This window comes from Nitrincola sp. A-D6 (genome assembly GCF_000764495.1).
In the GTDB taxonomy this organism is placed as follows: domain Bacteria; phylum Pseudomonadota; class Gammaproteobacteria; order Pseudomonadales; family Balneatricaceae; genus Nitrincola.
Genome location: NZ_JRLB01000043.1, coordinates 1 through 15483 on the forward strand (window position 1 = coordinate 1; position 15483 = coordinate 15483).

A 15483-nucleotide genomic window follows, 5' to 3' on the forward strand; every position below is an offset into this window, starting at 1 on the left:
GCCGTTTTGGGTTTAAGCTTAGCGCTTGTTTTTTTCAGGCCAATGGGATGGATGCTGCTTATGACGCCCGCCATAGATCTTGCCCGTAAATCCGCTATTGAACATCAGGTGCTTAGTTACACACATGACCCTAGTGCGGCGTCCTATGGTAATGAGGCGGTGGAGAAGCTGAACCTGCCAGCGGATCAGGTTTTTAAAACCCTGGTGGTGTGTCTGGATGGTAAGCAGTTGGCGGTGGCGGTGCTGCCTGTCTCGGGTAAGCTCAATCTGAAGTTGATGGCCAAGGCGCTAGGTGCCAAGAAAGCCGATATGGCGGATAAGGCACAAGTGGAGAAAGTCACCGGTTATGTGCTCGGTGGTGTAAGTCCGTTGGGGCAGAAGAAGCGGCTGAAAACGGTGATTGATGCATCGGCCAAGGCATTTACTACCCTCTACGTCAGTGCCGGGCGCCGGGGGCTTGAAATAGCCTTGAGTCCTGATGATCTGAGTGCGTTGACCGGTGCGGTGTTTGCACCCATACAGAGTCAGACCTGACTCATTATTACTGAAAGTGACCTGATTATGAAAATATGGATCGACGCGGATGCCTGTCCGGTGGTGATTAAAGAGATACTCTATAAAGCGGCCATGCGTACCGAGTTGCCCTTGATACTGGTGGCGAATCAGGCTATGCGCGTACCGGCATCTGACTGGATCAGTACTCTGCAGGTGTCGGCAGGTTTTGATGTGGCGGATAACGAAATCGTGCGTCAGTCGAATGCGGGCGATCTGGTGATCACCAGTGATATTCCCTTGGCGGCGGAGCTAATTGCCAAGGGGGTACAGGTGCTCAGCCCGCGGGGAGAGCTGTTTACCAAGGACTCCATTGGTGCGCGTCTGAATATGCGCGATTTTTTGGAAACCCTACGTAGCAGTGGTGAGCATACCGGTGGACCACCGCCTTTGCATCAGCGTGACAGGCAGGCGTTTGCGGCACAGTTGGATAAGCTGATCAGTCGTTATCTGCGACAGAAAAAAACCAGTTAAGGAGATGGGTATGCGTTTTCTTGTGGTAGGGGCGGGCGGTATCGGTTGCTATTACGGCGCACGCTTGCAGGCGGCCGGCCATGACGTGGTCTTTGTAGCACGTGGTGAGCACCTTCGGGTGATGCAACAGCAAGGACTGCAAGTTGAGCATGCCGAGTTACATTTTGCCCAGCCGGTTGTTGCACTGTCAGAAACTGAAGTGCTGGCGCGCTATACGGCGGATGCATTTGATCTGATTCTGCTGTGTTTTAAGGCATTTGACACACTGGACTGGCTGGTACGGATGACTGACTGGCTGGAAACAGCTACAACGCCCGTACTGTCGTTACAAAACGGTGTGGAAAATGAGGCATTGATTGCGGCGCAAATTGGTGCTGATCGTACCCTGGGTGGCCTGGCTGTGCGCATAGGTGGGCATATTACCGCACCTGGCTGTGTGGCGGCTGATGGACCCGCACAAATCATTATGGGGCCTTGGCCTCAGGCCGACAGTGTCGACAGTAATAGTTATCGCTGGCTACAGCATTTGAGTAGCGTGTTTATAGATGCCGGCATACCAGCACGAGTAACCCCAGATATTGCTCACGAACTCTGGCGCAAGCTGTTAATAAACAATGGCGTTAATCCGCTATCAGCGCTGACCGGCCTGACCACACGTGAGCTGGTTCAGGATCCCTATTTTGGTCAAAGCGTGCGCCAGATGATGATCGAGACTGCCGCGGTTGCGCAGGTGGATAGTGTCAATCTGAATGATAGCGATATCGATGAGATGATTGCATTGTTAAATGATTTTGATGCGATCAAAACCTCAATGCTTGTGGATCATGAAAAAGGTAAACCACTGGAGCTTGAGGCTATTTGCGGGGCGGTTATCCGGCGTGGTGAGCAGGCGGGTATAGATACGCCTGTTAACCGGCTGGTCTATGCCTTATTGAATCAGTCAGGGTGACAGTAGCTGGAGGGTGCAGGTGATTGCCAGCCTTCCAGGGTGCCTGGTGCGGGTGTAAAAATCTGCACCTCCAGTGGGTAGCATGGAACCTTATCGCTGGAATGTTCGCTGCCACAATCGCCTCCTGGGCAAGCAGAAAGCACACCGGTCAGGTCCACTTCGGCAAAAAACTCCAGATAATCGCCCGGTCTGACCGGGCTGGCTTTCATAAAATACTGATGGGTGTCCTGAGTAAAACCGGTACACATAAACACATTCAACACATCGTGAATCAGGCGTTCTACATGCGAGGCTTGCAGTCCGGATGCTTCGCTGAAGGCGCGGTAGAGATTGGAATGGCAACAGTGGTGATAGGCATCTCCACTTAAGAGTTGATGGGTATAGGGGTCGCAGCGGGTACCTATTACATCGTGCACACTGCCACCATCCTGATCAAAGCCATACCAGTCGAGAGTATCCTGGGTGATGGTTGCCAGGGGTCTTAAGTAGGGGAAGTTGCTCCAAAGGCGATCGCCGGTGGACAGGTGCGTGCCGTGCAGAGCACGGGTTTTGCCGGAATAAAAATGCTCTTCCGGATTATGGCTGTTAAACAGGTTCAGATCACCAACTTGTGGCCCTTCAACACTGAGAATACGGAAAAAACTCCCGGCGGGTACTTTAAATACCCTGGCCTCTCTGGCTGGAATACGCCGTGTTTCAGTGCAACTGAGTTGGGTTCTTGCCTTCAGGTAACTGTCCATGTCTGCTTGCGGCAGGGTGTCTGTCGGATAGCAGATGACCGGTTTGATTGCCTGGCGCTCCGCTGCATCAGCGGGTGCGGGATGTTGTGCTGCAGGTTTCATCGCTAACTCCTGATGGGTTTTTAAGCATCCTTGCAATATGCCATAACTGAACCGAAGAGGGATAGGTTGAAAATAATAAACCTGCAATATAGCTATCAAAAAGTTGTTTGATAGCGTTTTGTTAACCAATAAATGTGTTATTTTTAAACCATCAATAAAAAATATGAAGGTTAGGGGAATGAAGAGTTGGTCGCTTAGGTTTAAGTTGATTCTGGGGGCTGTGCTGGGGCTTACTCTGACACTGACAGCTGTGATTCTGGTGGGCTGGTTTACCATGCAAAAAAATGGACAGGAGGCGGTCGAGCAGGCTTCCACGTCTTTTGAGTCACTGGTAGTCAGTAATCTGCATGATTCAGCATCATCTGTAGCAACAGAAGTATCGGTGTTTATCAACCGTAGTTATGATGTCCCCAATACACTGGGTACCATGATCAGCTCGACTGCCAGTGGCAGCGGTGCTGATGCTCCACCCTTTCAACGTTCTACGGTAAAACAGATGGTGCGGGATACGCTGGCAGCGAATGCATCCATCAGTTCGGCTTATGCCCACTTTGAACCCGATGGCTACGATTGGCAGGATGCGTTTAACATCGGCCCGCATCTGGAGCATTCCTCTGATACTGGTGTACTGGAATTGTACTGGATTCGTGACGGTGAAGAGTTGGTGTTTTATCCAACACCCGACAGCAGTTTCAAATACGATGATACTCTAAATGACTTCGGTATCCGGGAATCGGAATGGTACCTGTGTGCGCGTGATCGCCAGGCTCCCTGTTTAATGGAGCCCTATCTCTATGAAATAGAAGAGGGTCATGTTGAACTCCTGACCTCTCTGGTTTATCCAGTGGTTGTGGATCAGGAGTTCAGAGGGGTTGTAGGCGTCGATATCAATCTACCGGTGATTCAACAACAGGTTAATGACTATCAGCAGAATCTGTTTGATGGGCAATCTGATATTCATTTAATCAGCGGGAAGGGGGTAGTGATTGCCAGTAGTGACTTCTCGGATCAGGCTGGGAAACGCTTGAGTGAGGCTGATAATGAGCTGCATTCAGCTCTTTCGTCGATGCAGGGAGCGTTGAGTGAGGTAGGAGATATCACTTTGGTTAGGGCGCCAGTTAAATTTGAGGCCTTTGATCAGGAATGGACTGTCGTCGTGAGTATACCTACAGCAGTTGCATTTGCGGCGACACGGGAGCTTAAAGCTAACCTTGTAGGTGGCTTTCAAAATACAGCTCTGACTATGGTGACCTTGGGTGGTGTTCTTCTGCTGCTGGCGGTCATACTGTTGGGCTTGTGGTTGCGTTTCACTACCCAGCCTATGGTTAGTATGCGTGCTCTGGTAGAAGACCTTTCTGGCGCTGAAGGCGATCTGACCCGTAAACTGGAAGTGAACAGCCATGCTGAGTTGATCGGTATTGCCAATGGTTTTAATGCCTTTACGGCCAAACTGGGGTTGATGATTCGAGACCTGAATGGCTCGGCGCGTGAGTTACGTCAGCAGAGTGAATCATTGGTCCAGGCTTCACAACAGACTGCCGAAGCGACACGTTCACAACAGGAGGAGATGCAAAGCGTCGCATCCGCTATGACAGAAATGTCGGCTACAGCCAATGAAGTAGCTGACTTGGCCAGTCGTACCGCGCAGCAGGCCGAAGATTCCAATGATGCCCTGAGGGATGCCAAAGAGGCTTTCCGTCATACTGTGGATGAAGTGCGCAGTGTAGCCACTGAAATCAATGCGGCGAGTGAGCGTATTGCGAGTGTTGCAACAAGCAGCCAGAATATTTACGGCATGATTGATGTGATTCAGGGAATTGCTGAGCAAACTAACCTGCTGGCACTGAATGCGGCAATTGAGGCTGCGCGTGCGGGTGATCAGGGGCGTGGTTTTGCGGTGGTGGCCGATGAAGTGCGCAATCTGGCCAAACGTACCCAGGACTCCACAGAGCAGATACATACGCTAATAGAAACCCTGCAGAAAGAAGTGGCCGCTTCTGTTCAGGATATGGAGTCTAGCACCCAGCGCGTGTCTAAAACCGTAGCAGATGCCAGTCAGGCCTATGACCAGATGGAGTCAGCGGCTAAGAACATTGCTTTGATCACTAACAATGTCACCCAGGTTGCTACAGCGGCTGAAGAGCAGGACAAGGTGAGTGAAGAGATTAATCGCAATATTACCGTGGTGGAAGATGCCAGTGCTCGCTTGGCTGGATTAGCGGGTGATGTGCGTGAAGTGAGTGAAACCATGAGTCAGATCACTGATGCGCTGGAAGCGCAGCTGAGCAAGTTTAAAGTCTGAGCTAGTGGATCCGAGCTAACAAAAACGCCGGTTATTTTAATCGGCGTTTTTGTGCATACATCTGCTGATCTGCAACCTGAGACAGTTCAATTTCCGTTTCCCCATCGAGCGGATAAATGGCTATGCCAATGCAGCAACTGGAGACAATTTCCAGATCATCCAATTTAAAGGGTTGCTGCATCTTCTCCAGGATCTTTAATTTCACAGCTTCGGCTTCGCTATGCTGATGAATACCTTGCAGCAGAATGGTGAATTCATCTCCGCCCAGACGACTCACAGTATCAGACGCACGCACACAGTCCAGCAAACGCTGGGCTATGGCACAGAGAAGTTTATCGCCCACAGCATGGCCGTGTTGGTCGTTCACAGGTTTAAAATCATTCAGGTCGATTAGTAAGAGTGCGAAGTGCCCCTGTTCCCGAATTGCCAGTTTGATTGCCTGATCAATGCGATCTGCAAATAAAGAACGATTTGCCAGACCGGTGAGGGGATCATGCTGCGCCAGGTAACGCATTATATCTTCAGTTTTTTTGCGTTCAGTCAGATCACGTGTTACTCCCATAACCCCTACAAACTGGCCTTGCGCATCATAGATCCCGGAGGTTTTTACTTCCGTCCAGATAGTTGAGCCATCTTTGTGGAATTCTTCCATCTCACCTGTGTAAGGGGGATAAGGCTGCCCTTGTTTGACTTGCTGCATGGCAAATCGTATTTGCTCTCGCATCACCTTGGCGGAGGATTCGGTCAAAAGTTGTTCTGGCTGCTGCTGCATCACTTCCGCAACACTAAAGCCGCGCAGTTTTTCTACAGATGGGCTGACATAGGTAAACTGACCTCTCAGATCCATGGTCCAGATAACATCACTGGCATGATCAGCCAGCAAGCGGTGGCGTGCTTCACTATTTTTTAGTGCATTGAGTGCATGGTTGCGCTCAATGGCAATTTCAGCCAGTCGAGCAATATCTTCGATCAGCTGAATATCGTCAGTTTGTGGCTCACAGGGGTGCCCATGGTAGATAGCAAAGGTGCCAAGTACTTCATTATTTGCACCCATAATCGGCTCCGACCAACAAGCAGATAAACCGGCTTTTGCAGCTGTATCTTTAACTTTTTTCCAGTAAGGGTGAGTCTGGATGTCCGATACGATCACACGTTTTCGGGTAGCTGCCGCTGTACCACAAGATCCTGCTCCTGGTTTTGCTGGTGTATTGGCTATGGCCTTGTTGTAGTCATCCGGTAAGCTTGGCGCCGCACCGAGATTTAGCGTGTTGCTATTGGGATCGAGTAATAGAATGCTGCACAAGCAGCCGGGTTTAAAGCGCTCAACGCTCAGTGCAATGGCCTCAAGGATGGATTTCAGCGGGTGATCGCCAGCAATCATCCCCAGTATTTGATTATGATCCTGTTGCAGGTTGTCATTGCGCTTTTGCTCAGTGAGGAGCTGGTGCAGCTTCCTGTTAACGCGATAGATATACACGGTAATACAGCTGATGATGACAATTGCCAGTAGTGCCAGGGTTAATAGATGTGTCCAGCGCTGTAGTCGAGCTTCCTGAGGGGCAATAAAAAAAGTTGCTCAGGTCGGGTGGTTGACTGAGCAGTCCCAGTTTTACATAGGTATCTGCAATATGCTGCCAACGCCCTGGGTTGATATATCCCAGTTCAACCAGGTCTGGACGAATAAGTTGCTGCATGCCGTCAGCTTCAAATCGCATGAAATCACTGCTATGTGCTTGAGTATAGTCCGAGCGGATTAGCTCAATGATCTCATCCTCGTTGTTTAGGGCATAGTCCCAGCCGCGGAGGCTCGCTTGAGTGAATGCACGAACGAGCTGAGGGTTGTCAGTGGCAAAGGCTCTACTGGTAAACAAATTATCCCCATAAAAGTCGATGCCAGCCGAACGTGGGGTATATATCTGCATATCCACGCCTGCCTTATTGAGGTAGTAGAGTTCATGGGTGAGGTAGGCTGACATGGCATCAACACTTCCGTTTAACAAGGACTCAATACTGAAATCATGTGTTATCAGTTCGTAGCTGCCAGGTGGTATTCCTTCATTCGTTAGATAAGCCTTTAGCTCGTCAGCACCGTCCTCAATCATCAATTTTTTACCGGCGAGGTCATGAATGCCTTGATAAGGGGTTTGATAGGGGGCGATCAGAACCTGGGGTGAGTGTTGAAAAATATTAGCCAGTAAGGCCATTTGCTCACCTTGTTCCAGTGACAGGAGCAGGCTGCTGGTGCCAACTCCGAACTCAGCACGTCCCGTAGCGACTTCATTGATTACAGAAATACCGGGCTTGCCTTCTAGCAGCTCAACATCAAGACCTGCATCGCGGTAGTAGCCTTGTTCGATAGCGGCATAATAGCCGGCAAACTGAAATGCATGAGTCCATTTTAACTGCAGTCGCACTGTCTCAAGGGCAATAAGGTTAGGTGCATGCAGCAACAGAAGAAGCGCCAGTAGCCGCCTTGATAGCTTAGCAGCACAAATTTTGTATTTTTGCATCAGCAATGGGAGTTCTCTTTATTGCATTGCAATAATTATATTCAAACAGAACATAATAGCTGACTTTGATACCAAGGGGCATGCTACTTATTTATAAGTAGTATTTCTAAACAAACGTATGTTTTTAGTTGGGTGTGGCAGCAACCAGAACACGACGATGGTGTGCCATCTGCCAGAGCAGGTGGGCGATCAGCGCAATCAGGATGATCGCACCGCCGATCAGGGTAAGGCGTGTGGGTACCTCGCTCAGGAATATCCATACCCATAAGGGGCCCAGCATGGGCTCGGCTGTTCCGATCAATGCGGCAACCGGGGAAGGGAGTAATCGGGCACCTGTGACAAACAGGGCGAGCCCCAGCCCCAGATTAAGTGCGCCAAAGACGAAGAGCAGACCGGTGTCATAATTGCTGGTCACCAGGCTGGTAGCCATGCTGCCAGAGAAAACAGCGGCTATGAGTGTGCCAGTGCATACGGCTGGGGCCATGCGCACATGAGCATAGCGGCGGGTAATAACCGTTGCCGTTGCAAAACAAAAAGCGATCAGCAGGGCGAGTGAGTCTCCGATGGGTGATACTTCACCAGTAAAGGATTCCGAAACCATCACCCCGACGCCAGCAATCACGACAGCAATCGCCAGCCAGGTGGGCCCGCTGACTTTTTCGCGAAATACAATCCAGGCAATCAGGGCGGCAATCAAGGGCACTCCAGCCTGAATCAGCAGTATATTGGCTACAGTCGTGTATTTGAGTGCCACGATAAACGACGTAGAGGCGGTGGCAAAACACAAGGCTACCGCTAGCCCAGGTAAGCCCATGTAGCGGAACATCATGTAGGTGCCACGCAACTTGTTGCGAAACAACATAAATCCAAGCAAAAACAGGCAGGCCCATACTGAGCGCCAAAAAATGATCGCCCAGCTGTCTTCCAGTGTGACAATGCGCCCAAGCACACCACCAAAGCTCCAGGCTACGGCTGCCGCTGTGACCAGCAAGATGCCCAGCTTCATTTCTGTGGAGGGATTAACTTCCACCGTGGCTGCCTGGGCTTGCTGTTGTATGGCTGAGTTATGCATGATGTCTACTTGGTTTGGTGAGCGTTAAGCAGGCGATCATAGCGGAAGCCTGGCATGGCTCTCAAGCGCTTCTTCGCTTATGCTTATATAAGCCGATCTGATGGCTTGCTGGCAGACGAAATTATTTCCTATCCTCACGATTTTTAAGGATATTACTGAGTGATTAAACGACGTATCCTACCGGTTGCTATGCCTCCCTACCGGGTTGCTCTGGTCAGCATCCTGTCACTGTTGTTGTTTGTCGTTTTGTTGGCGGAGTTCTGGCCTCATTTGGAACAACGCCTGGAAAATCTTTCGACGCTGCAACTGGGTTTATTGGCGAGTCTGATTGCCGGTTTGTTTACCGCCGTAGGCGCTATCCCCATCTTCTTTATTAAACAACTGTCACGCAGTATTGAAGATTCTCTGATGGGATTTGGTGCAGGTGTCATGCTGGCGGCTACCGCTTATGAGTTAGTACTACCCGCTATCGATCATGCGGATACTCTGTTCGGCCCCGCCTGGGTGACAATTCTGATACTGACAGTTGGTATTGCCGCGGGTGGGTTATTGTTGTTGGCCTTGCATAAATATGTCCCGCATGAGCATTTTATTTTGGGGCCTGAGTCGGGAGCTGACCATATTAAAATTCGTCGGGTCTGGTTATTTATTATGGCCATTGCGCTGCACAATCTGCCAGAGGGGCTCGCTGTTGGTGTGGGTTTTGGCGGTAATGATCTGGCCAGTGGCGTTGCTTTGGCCATTGGTATCGGGCTACAGAATATGCCTGAAGGGCTGGTTGTAGCTATTGCTTTGATGTCATTGGGTTACTCCCGAATGACGGCTTTTGGTGTGACCTTGATAACGGGCTTGGTGCAGCCTCTGGGCGGTTTAATAGGTGTAGTGGCCGTCAGCCTGGTTGATTTGATGATGCCCTTCGCACTTGCGTTTGCTGCGGGTGCCATGCTGTTTGTTATCAGTCATGAGATTATTCCGGAGTCACATAGCAAGGGGCATCAGAGTAAAGCAACCTTTGGTGTGTTACTGGGTTTTGTGGTGATGACGGCTATCGGTATCGCACTGGGCTAACGCCTCCCCCTCAAAGTTATGCCTGAAGGAGAGGGGAAGGATTACCAGGGACCAACAACAAATCCCAGCTTGTCGGGTAACCAGAGTGCAATACCCGGTATCAGCATCACCAGTAGCAGGGCAGAAAACATGGTTACCATAAACAGCAACGACCAGAGAAAGGTTTTCTCCAGACGGATGTTGGCAACTTTGGTGGTCACCATCAGGTTTACCGCAACGGGTGGTGTAAACTGCCCTATGGCAATATTCATCGCCAGCAAGATACCGAACCAGACCGGGTTCCACTCAAAATGATGTATCAGTGGGATTAAAATGGGGGTGATGATCAGATAGATCGAAACGGCATCCAGCAACATCCCTGCCAGTAATACCAGTAGCATGATCAACAGCAGTAGAATCCAGGAATTGTCCGAGATCGACAGCATCGCGTTGGCCAATGAACTGAACGTTCCCAACGTTGTTCCGGCCCAGGCAAAAATACCTGCCAGTGAGATGATGATCATAACAACCCCGGAAATTTTTCCGGCTTCTGTCATCATATCCAACAAGCTGCGCGGATCGAGCTGTTTATAGATAAATACACCGATTATCAGGCCATAAGTTACGGCGACAACCGCCGCTTCTGTGGGAGTGAATAATCCGGAGCGCAGGCCACCCAGAATCAGTACCGGAGCAAAAAGAGCAGGTAAGGCTTTAATAAAGCTATCTTTGATGTCTGGACGGTCATCGCTGTTCGGGTCTTCCCAGCCGTAGCGGCGGGATAACCACCAGGCGGGTAAAAGCAATGAAAGGCCTGCCAATATACCCGGAAAAAGTCCTGCCGCAAAAAGCGCTCTAAGGTCTACTCCCGGCATGACCACTGAGTAGAGGATTAAGGCAATTGAAGGTGGAATGAGAATAGCTGTGGAGGCCGAAGCCGCGATCAGGGAAGCGGAAAAAGGTTTAGGGTAACCCGCTTTGGTCATGCTGGGGAGCATCACCATGGCAACCGCCGCCGCATCGGCAGGACCTGAGCCACTCATGCCGCCCATGATCAGACAAACCAGCACCGCAACCAGTGCCAGACCGCCATGGCGAGGTCCGATGAGTGACTGGGCAAAGCGGACCAGACTTGCTGCAACACCCGCGCGTTCAAAAATCAGACCGGTGAGTATAAACAAAGGAATCGCAATCAAGGGGTATTTGGCAATACTGTTATAGGTATTGGTTCCCAGGGTGGCCAGCATATCGGGAGACAAGCCCGCGATAATGCCAGCAGCGCCTCCCAGTCCGAGTGCAAAGGCGACCGGAATACCCAATAGCATGGTAATACCAAATACCACCAACATCCAGATGTCTGGACTCATACATCCTCCTGTTCAGCAGCCAAACTCTGCTTCCAGCGTTCAATCAGACTTTGCGTCAACCGAAAAATAATGGCTAAGCTCAGAAGTGGTAGCCAGATGATATAGATCCAGGTGGGATAGCCTAATCCAGGCGATAAAGACTCCCAGTTATACTCTTCGTAGGTTAGTAGGCCACCATACCAGGCAATCAGGCCGAGTAGTAATACGCTAAGCGCCACTGCAACAGATACAGTGGGCGCTTTAGCTTGTGCGGTAAATTTTCTTCAAGAACAATAATACGGATATGATCATGTTGTCTGGCTGCCACGGCAGCACCCGCAAAGGTCAGTACCACCAATAGAAATACCGAGAATTCTTCAGTAAAGGCGAAGGATGCATTGGTGGTATAACGAACCACTACATTTCCCAGACTGATCAGGCAAATAATAGTCAGTGCCAAGGCAGCGAGCCAGGCTTCGGGACGTGATTTAGGTTTAGACATGATAAAGTTGAGTCGGCAGTAAACTAAATTGACCGTGTCCGCTACTGCAACCGGACACGGTCCTTATATGACACTTACACGTGGCACTTATACACGATGCTTACAAGGTGCAAGAAGCTCAGCGAGCGTTAATAGCGGCTTGTGCCTGCTCTACCAGATCTTCACCGATGCGTGGTATCCATTTTTCATACACAGCCTGTGTGGCGTCAACAAACGCTTTATGTTGCTCTGGCGTCAGTTCAACAACAGAAACCCCACGTTCTTTAATACGCTCCAGAGTTTCTGCTAACTCGGCACGGGATTTTTCAATTTCCCAGGCTCCGGCTTCCTGCGCAGTTTCACGCAGTATCTGCTGGTCTTCCGCTGATAAAGAACTCCATACACGCTGGTTTACACCAAAAATGAGTGGGTCAGCCATATAGCGCCACAGGGTCAAATGTTCCTGACCTACCTGATCAATACGTGCCACATCAAATACTGACAAGGGGTTTTCCTGACCGTCAACAGCACCGGTTGTCAGGGCTGGTTTTGCATCGGCCCAGCTCATCTGAGTCGGGTTGGCACCCAGGGTGTTAAAGGTATCAAGGAACAGCGGCGAGCCGACAACACGTACTTTTAAGCCCTGCATATCTGCCGGTTCAGTGATGGCTGAACGTGAGTTGGACAGCTCACGAAAACCATTTTCACCCCAGCCAAGCGGGATCACTCCGCGGCGTTCAATGGCAGCAAAAATAGCCTCACCGGTTGCGCCTGGGTTATGGCATCAATAGCGGCTTCATCCGGCATCAAAAAGGGCAAAGAGAACAAATTGAGTTCTGGTACCTGGGGTGACCAGTTAATAGTCGAGGCTACTGCCATATCGATCAGCCCGCTACGCATAGCAGAAAATTCGCGTGTCTGATCGCCGGATACCAGTTGGGCATTCGGATACACGGTAAGCTTCATCCGCCCCTCAGAGCGCTCTTCAACCAGTTCGGCCCATTTAGTGGCAGCTTGCCCCCAAGGGAAGGCATCACCCAAAACGGTCGATACTGAAAACTCGCGTGTTTCCTGAGCAAATGAGGTTGCGCTCATCGAAAAGCAGGCCGCTGCGGCGAGGGCTGTCAGTTGTTTTTTAAGTTTCATTTTCTATCCTTAAATAATTGCATTCAGTTCTTATTGTGGAGGCAGTGTTCGAATTAAATTCCTCCCTGTTTTCAAATGACCCGCTAATATTAGAAGACGCTCGAAGAATTTGAAAGCCAGTAAGTGGTTAAACCGTTTTAATTAATGAGGTGAGTATGCGTATTTCTACTACTGGAATGCTCAGTTTACTGATAGGGACCTTGATATCTGCCTCTCTGCAGGCAGGGATGCAGCTTCAGACTGAAGAGCATCGAGTGAGGATTGAGGTAGTGGCTGAAGGGCTGCATCATCCATGGTCGATTGCGTTTTTACCCTCCGGTGATCAGTTAATCACAGAGCGGGAGGGTCGTTTACGTTTGCTACACAATGATCAGCTACACCCTGACCCTATAACGGGTGTGCCCGAGGTTGCTGCTACAGGTCAGGGTGGTTTGCTGGATGTGGCACTGCACCCGGATTATGAAAACAATCAGCTTATCTATCTGTCTTACTCAGATGCTACCGACGAAGGCCTGACGACGCGAGTGCTGCGGGCACGCTTGCAAGACCATGCACTGCATGAGGTAGTAACGATTTTTGAAGCCCTGCCGCGCTCCTCAGGTGGTCGTCACTTTGGTGGGCGGATGGTGTTTGATCAGGCTGGTTTCCTGTATCTGTCAGTAGGAGATCGTGGGGATATGCAGCGTGCCCAGCAGGGGCGCGATCATGCAGGCAGTATTATTCGCTTGCATGATGATGGTTCCGTGCCAGCCGACAATCCGTTTGTGGATGATGCTGAAGTGCACGACGAGATATATACGCTGGGTAACCGTAACCCACAGGGTATTACGCTACACCCGGACACCGGTGATGTCTGGTCGAGTGAGCATGGCCCTCGCGGAGGTGATGAAATCAACCGGATACAAGCCGGATTGAATTATGGCTGGCCAGAAGTGACCCAGGGTGTCAATTACATTGGCACAGAAATTACCCCACATAGTGAACAGCCTGGGATGGAGTCCCCCTTATTGCATTGGACGCCATCAATCGCACCTAGTGGGATCACCTTTTATACGGGTGATGAGTTCCCGGCCTGGCAAGGACAGCTGCTCAATGGAGCGCTGAAAGACCGGTTGATTTCGCGGGTATCTGTCACCTATGTGCAGGGCGAGTATCATTTGCAGGAAGAAGAGCGCTTTTTACAGGGGTTTGGTCAGCGGATACGCGATATACGTCAGTCACCGGATGGCATCTTGTGGTTACTCACTGATGAAACCCGTGGTCAGGTGGTGCGCTTAAGACCAGCCAATGATTGATCGCACAAACTGGTTGGTCTATTTCAAGAAGGTAATCAATAGTAATTAATAGTAATAGTGTGCATTTATCAGGATTGAGTTATATATACTATATTGAGTAGTAAAGTTATCTACTTCTCCTTGAAAATCCTGCTTAAGATAAAGGTATTTTGCTAGCGTTTTTTAGTTGCTCTACAGGGAAAATTGCCTCAAATGACATCAGTTAAGCCTGCTACACGAAACGCCTACTGTATTGCACTGCAACCCATTTGTGATTCACAGCTTTCGCATGTAGCCGACGAGCTGCTTTATCGTGCCAGCTCTGGAGCTGTTTCAGCTGTTATCGATGACCCTGTGATGGCAACAGCGAGAGCCTGTAACGCGGCCTTCTACGAAACGGGCATAGAGGCCCTCTGTGGCAGTCGAAAACTCTTTTTCAATGCCCCTCGTGATTGGCTGTTAAAGCCTGATTTACTGCCACCTGATGTTGAACAGGTAGTAATCGAAGTGCTTGAAAATGTTGAAGGTGATCCTGAAGTGATGCAAGCGCTTTATGAAGTTAAGGCGCGTGGCTATACCCTGGCACTGGATGATTTTGTGTTAACACCGCAAACGCGTCCATTGCTGGATATAGCCGATATTATTAAGTTAGATATGCTCGAGCAGCCACCTAAAGCAGGCGAGTTAGATATATACAAAGCAAAAGGGATCCGGTTACTAGCTGAAAAGGTGGAGGATCGGGAGAGCTTTGAAACCTGTCGTGATATGGGATTTAGCCTGTTTCAGGGCTATTTCTATGCACATCCAACGGTTAAAGGCTCTGCCGCTGTAAATCGCGGACGAAATCAAGGGGCGCAGTTGCAGCTTTTGGGTGAGTTACAGAAGCCGGATGTTGATTTTGATGTGCTGGAAAAACTCTTGGCGCAGGATCCGCTGCTTTGCATCCGTTTACTGCGCATGATCAACTCAGTACGTTACCAACGCCTCCATGAAATAGATAGCTTGCGACAAGCCATGCTGCTATTGGGATTAAAGCGTTTGAGAGCCTTGGTAATGTCGCTGGTATTAGCAAATGATGATCCCTTCAATATGTTGATGTTACCTGAAATGCTCACTCGTGCAGCCATGTGTGAGCGTTTGGCAAAGGATTACCATCAAAGCCCGGAGTCGGCTTTTATGACGGGGTTACTGTCGATGGCCAGCTTGATGTTCAATCAAAACCTGGAGGAGTTCTGCAAACAGATGCCGCTGAGTTCCCAGGTCAAATCTGCGCTAATGGGGCAGGGTGGCCAGTTAGGAAAAATACTGAAGCTGGTCATGGCATATGAAGCAGCGAGCCTGAATACACTAAATGATCAGGCGATTACCAAGCTGAATCACTACTACCTTGAAAGCCGTAGCTGGGCCAGCGAAACCCTTGTTGGGCTGGAGAGTATATAATAAGGGATCAGTACCCTTTTACAGCTTGAGTACTGGCAGAGCGTAACC

At 50.0% G+C, this 15483-nt stretch carries 12 protein-coding genes and 2 pseudogenes; 7 read left to right on the top strand and 7 right to left on the bottom strand.

Translation table 11 applies throughout. The annotated features are described in order from the left end of the window. Nucleotides 1–60: 60 nt before the first annotated feature. The 3 genes from ybaK to LH51_RS08555 are packed head-to-tail and all read left to right on the top strand — an operon-like array spanning nucleotide 61 to nucleotide 1975. Nucleotides 61–534, top strand: a complete 474-nt coding sequence (gene ybaK, locus LH51_RS08545; RefSeq protein WP_036521574.1) for a Cys-tRNA(Pro) deacylase — start codon at nucleotides 61–63, stop codon at nucleotides 532–534. A 27-nt stretch (nucleotides 535–561) separates the two neighbouring features. Then, nucleotides 562–1026, top strand: coding sequence for a YaiI/YqxD family protein (locus LH51_RS08550; protein ID WP_036521526.1), 465 nt, complete (start codon nucleotides 562–564; stop codon nucleotides 1024–1026). 10 nt (nucleotides 1027–1036) lie between these two features. Then, entirely contained in the window at nucleotides 1037–1975 is a 939-nt protein-coding gene (locus tag LH51_RS08555; RefSeq protein ID WP_036521529.1) for a ketopantoate reductase family protein, read from the top strand. Here LH51_RS08555 and LH51_RS08560 read toward each other — a convergent pair. Continuing rightward, a complete protein-coding gene (locus LH51_RS08560; protein ID WP_036521531.1) occupies nucleotides 1963–2817 on the bottom strand; it encodes an urea carboxylase-associated family protein in 855 nt (284 codons plus the stop codon). The genes LH51_RS08555 and LH51_RS08560 overlap by 13 nt on opposite strands. A gap of 178 nt (nucleotides 2818–2995) precedes the next feature. Between LH51_RS08560 and LH51_RS08565 the strand changes: the two genes are divergently transcribed. Then, the gene (locus LH51_RS08565) at nucleotides 2996–5119 is read left to right on the top strand and encodes a methyl-accepting chemotaxis protein (protein WP_036521534.1); all 2124 of its coding nucleotides are present in this window, start codon (nucleotides 2996–2998) and stop codon (nucleotides 5117–5119) included. Nucleotides 5120–5150: 31 nt separating this feature from the next. Here the strand turns inward: LH51_RS08565 and LH51_RS08570 are convergent, their stop codons facing one another. The 3 genes from LH51_RS08570 to LH51_RS08580 all read right to left on the bottom strand — a co-directional run bounded on the left by LH51_RS08570 (nucleotide 5151) and on the right by LH51_RS08580 (nucleotide 8701). Then, the gene (locus LH51_RS08570; protein ID WP_052063595.1) at nucleotides 5151–6596 is read right to left on the bottom strand and encodes a sensor domain-containing diguanylate cyclase; all 1446 of its coding nucleotides are present in this window, start codon (nucleotides 6594–6596) and stop codon (nucleotides 5151–5153) included. Next, entirely contained in the window at nucleotides 6577–7629 is a 1053-nt protein-coding gene (locus tag LH51_RS08575; RefSeq protein ID WP_144244222.1) for an ABC transporter substrate-binding protein, read from the bottom strand. The genes LH51_RS08570 and LH51_RS08575 overlap by 20 nt, the downstream gene beginning before the upstream one ends. Before the next feature lie 124 nt (nucleotides 7630–7753). Continuing rightward, nucleotides 7754–8701 (bottom strand): DMT family transporter, encoded by a 948-nt coding sequence (locus LH51_RS08580; protein ID WP_081960741.1) that lies wholly within the window; start codon nucleotides 8699–8701, stop codon nucleotides 7754–7756. Nucleotides 8702–8860: 159 nt separating this feature from the next. Between LH51_RS08580 and LH51_RS08585 the strand changes: the two genes are divergently transcribed. Beyond that, entirely contained in the window at nucleotides 8861–9769 is a 909-nt protein-coding gene (locus LH51_RS08585) for a ZIP family metal transporter (protein ID WP_268746548.1), read from the top strand. Between the two features lie 41 nt (nucleotides 9770–9810). Here LH51_RS08585 and LH51_RS08590 read toward each other — a convergent pair whose 3' ends face one another. The 3 genes and pseudogenes from LH51_RS08590 to LH51_RS08600 form a co-directional block, all read right to left on the bottom strand. Then, nucleotides 9811–11115 carry a TRAP transporter large permease gene (locus tag LH51_RS08590; protein ID WP_036521537.1) on the bottom strand — a complete coding sequence of 435 codons (1305 nt, stop codon included), beginning with the start codon at nucleotides 11113–11115 and terminating at the stop codon, nucleotides 9811–9813. Continuing rightward, nucleotides 11112–11596 (bottom strand): annotated as a pseudogene (locus LH51_RS24730) (TRAP transporter small permease). Before LH51_RS24730 ends, LH51_RS08590 begins: the two are co-directional and overlap by 4 nt. Before the next feature lie 118 nt (nucleotides 11597–11714). Then, nucleotides 11715–12721: pseudogene (locus LH51_RS08600) on the bottom strand (DctP family TRAP transporter solute-binding subunit). A gap of 155 nt (nucleotides 12722–12876) precedes the next feature. Between LH51_RS08600 and LH51_RS08605 the strand changes: the two are divergent. Both LH51_RS08605 and LH51_RS08610 read left to right on the top strand, forming a co-directional pair. Next, complete coding sequence (locus LH51_RS08605) at nucleotides 12877–14016, top strand: PQQ-dependent sugar dehydrogenase (RefSeq protein ID WP_200881930.1); 1140 nt, start codon at nucleotides 12877–12879, stop codon at nucleotides 14014–14016. A 192-nt stretch (nucleotides 14017–14208) separates the two neighbouring features. After that, entirely contained in the window at nucleotides 14209–15435 is a 1227-nt protein-coding gene (locus LH51_RS08610) for an EAL and HDOD domain-containing protein (RefSeq protein ID WP_036521541.1), read from the top strand. Nucleotides 15436–15483 lie beyond the last annotated feature (48 nt).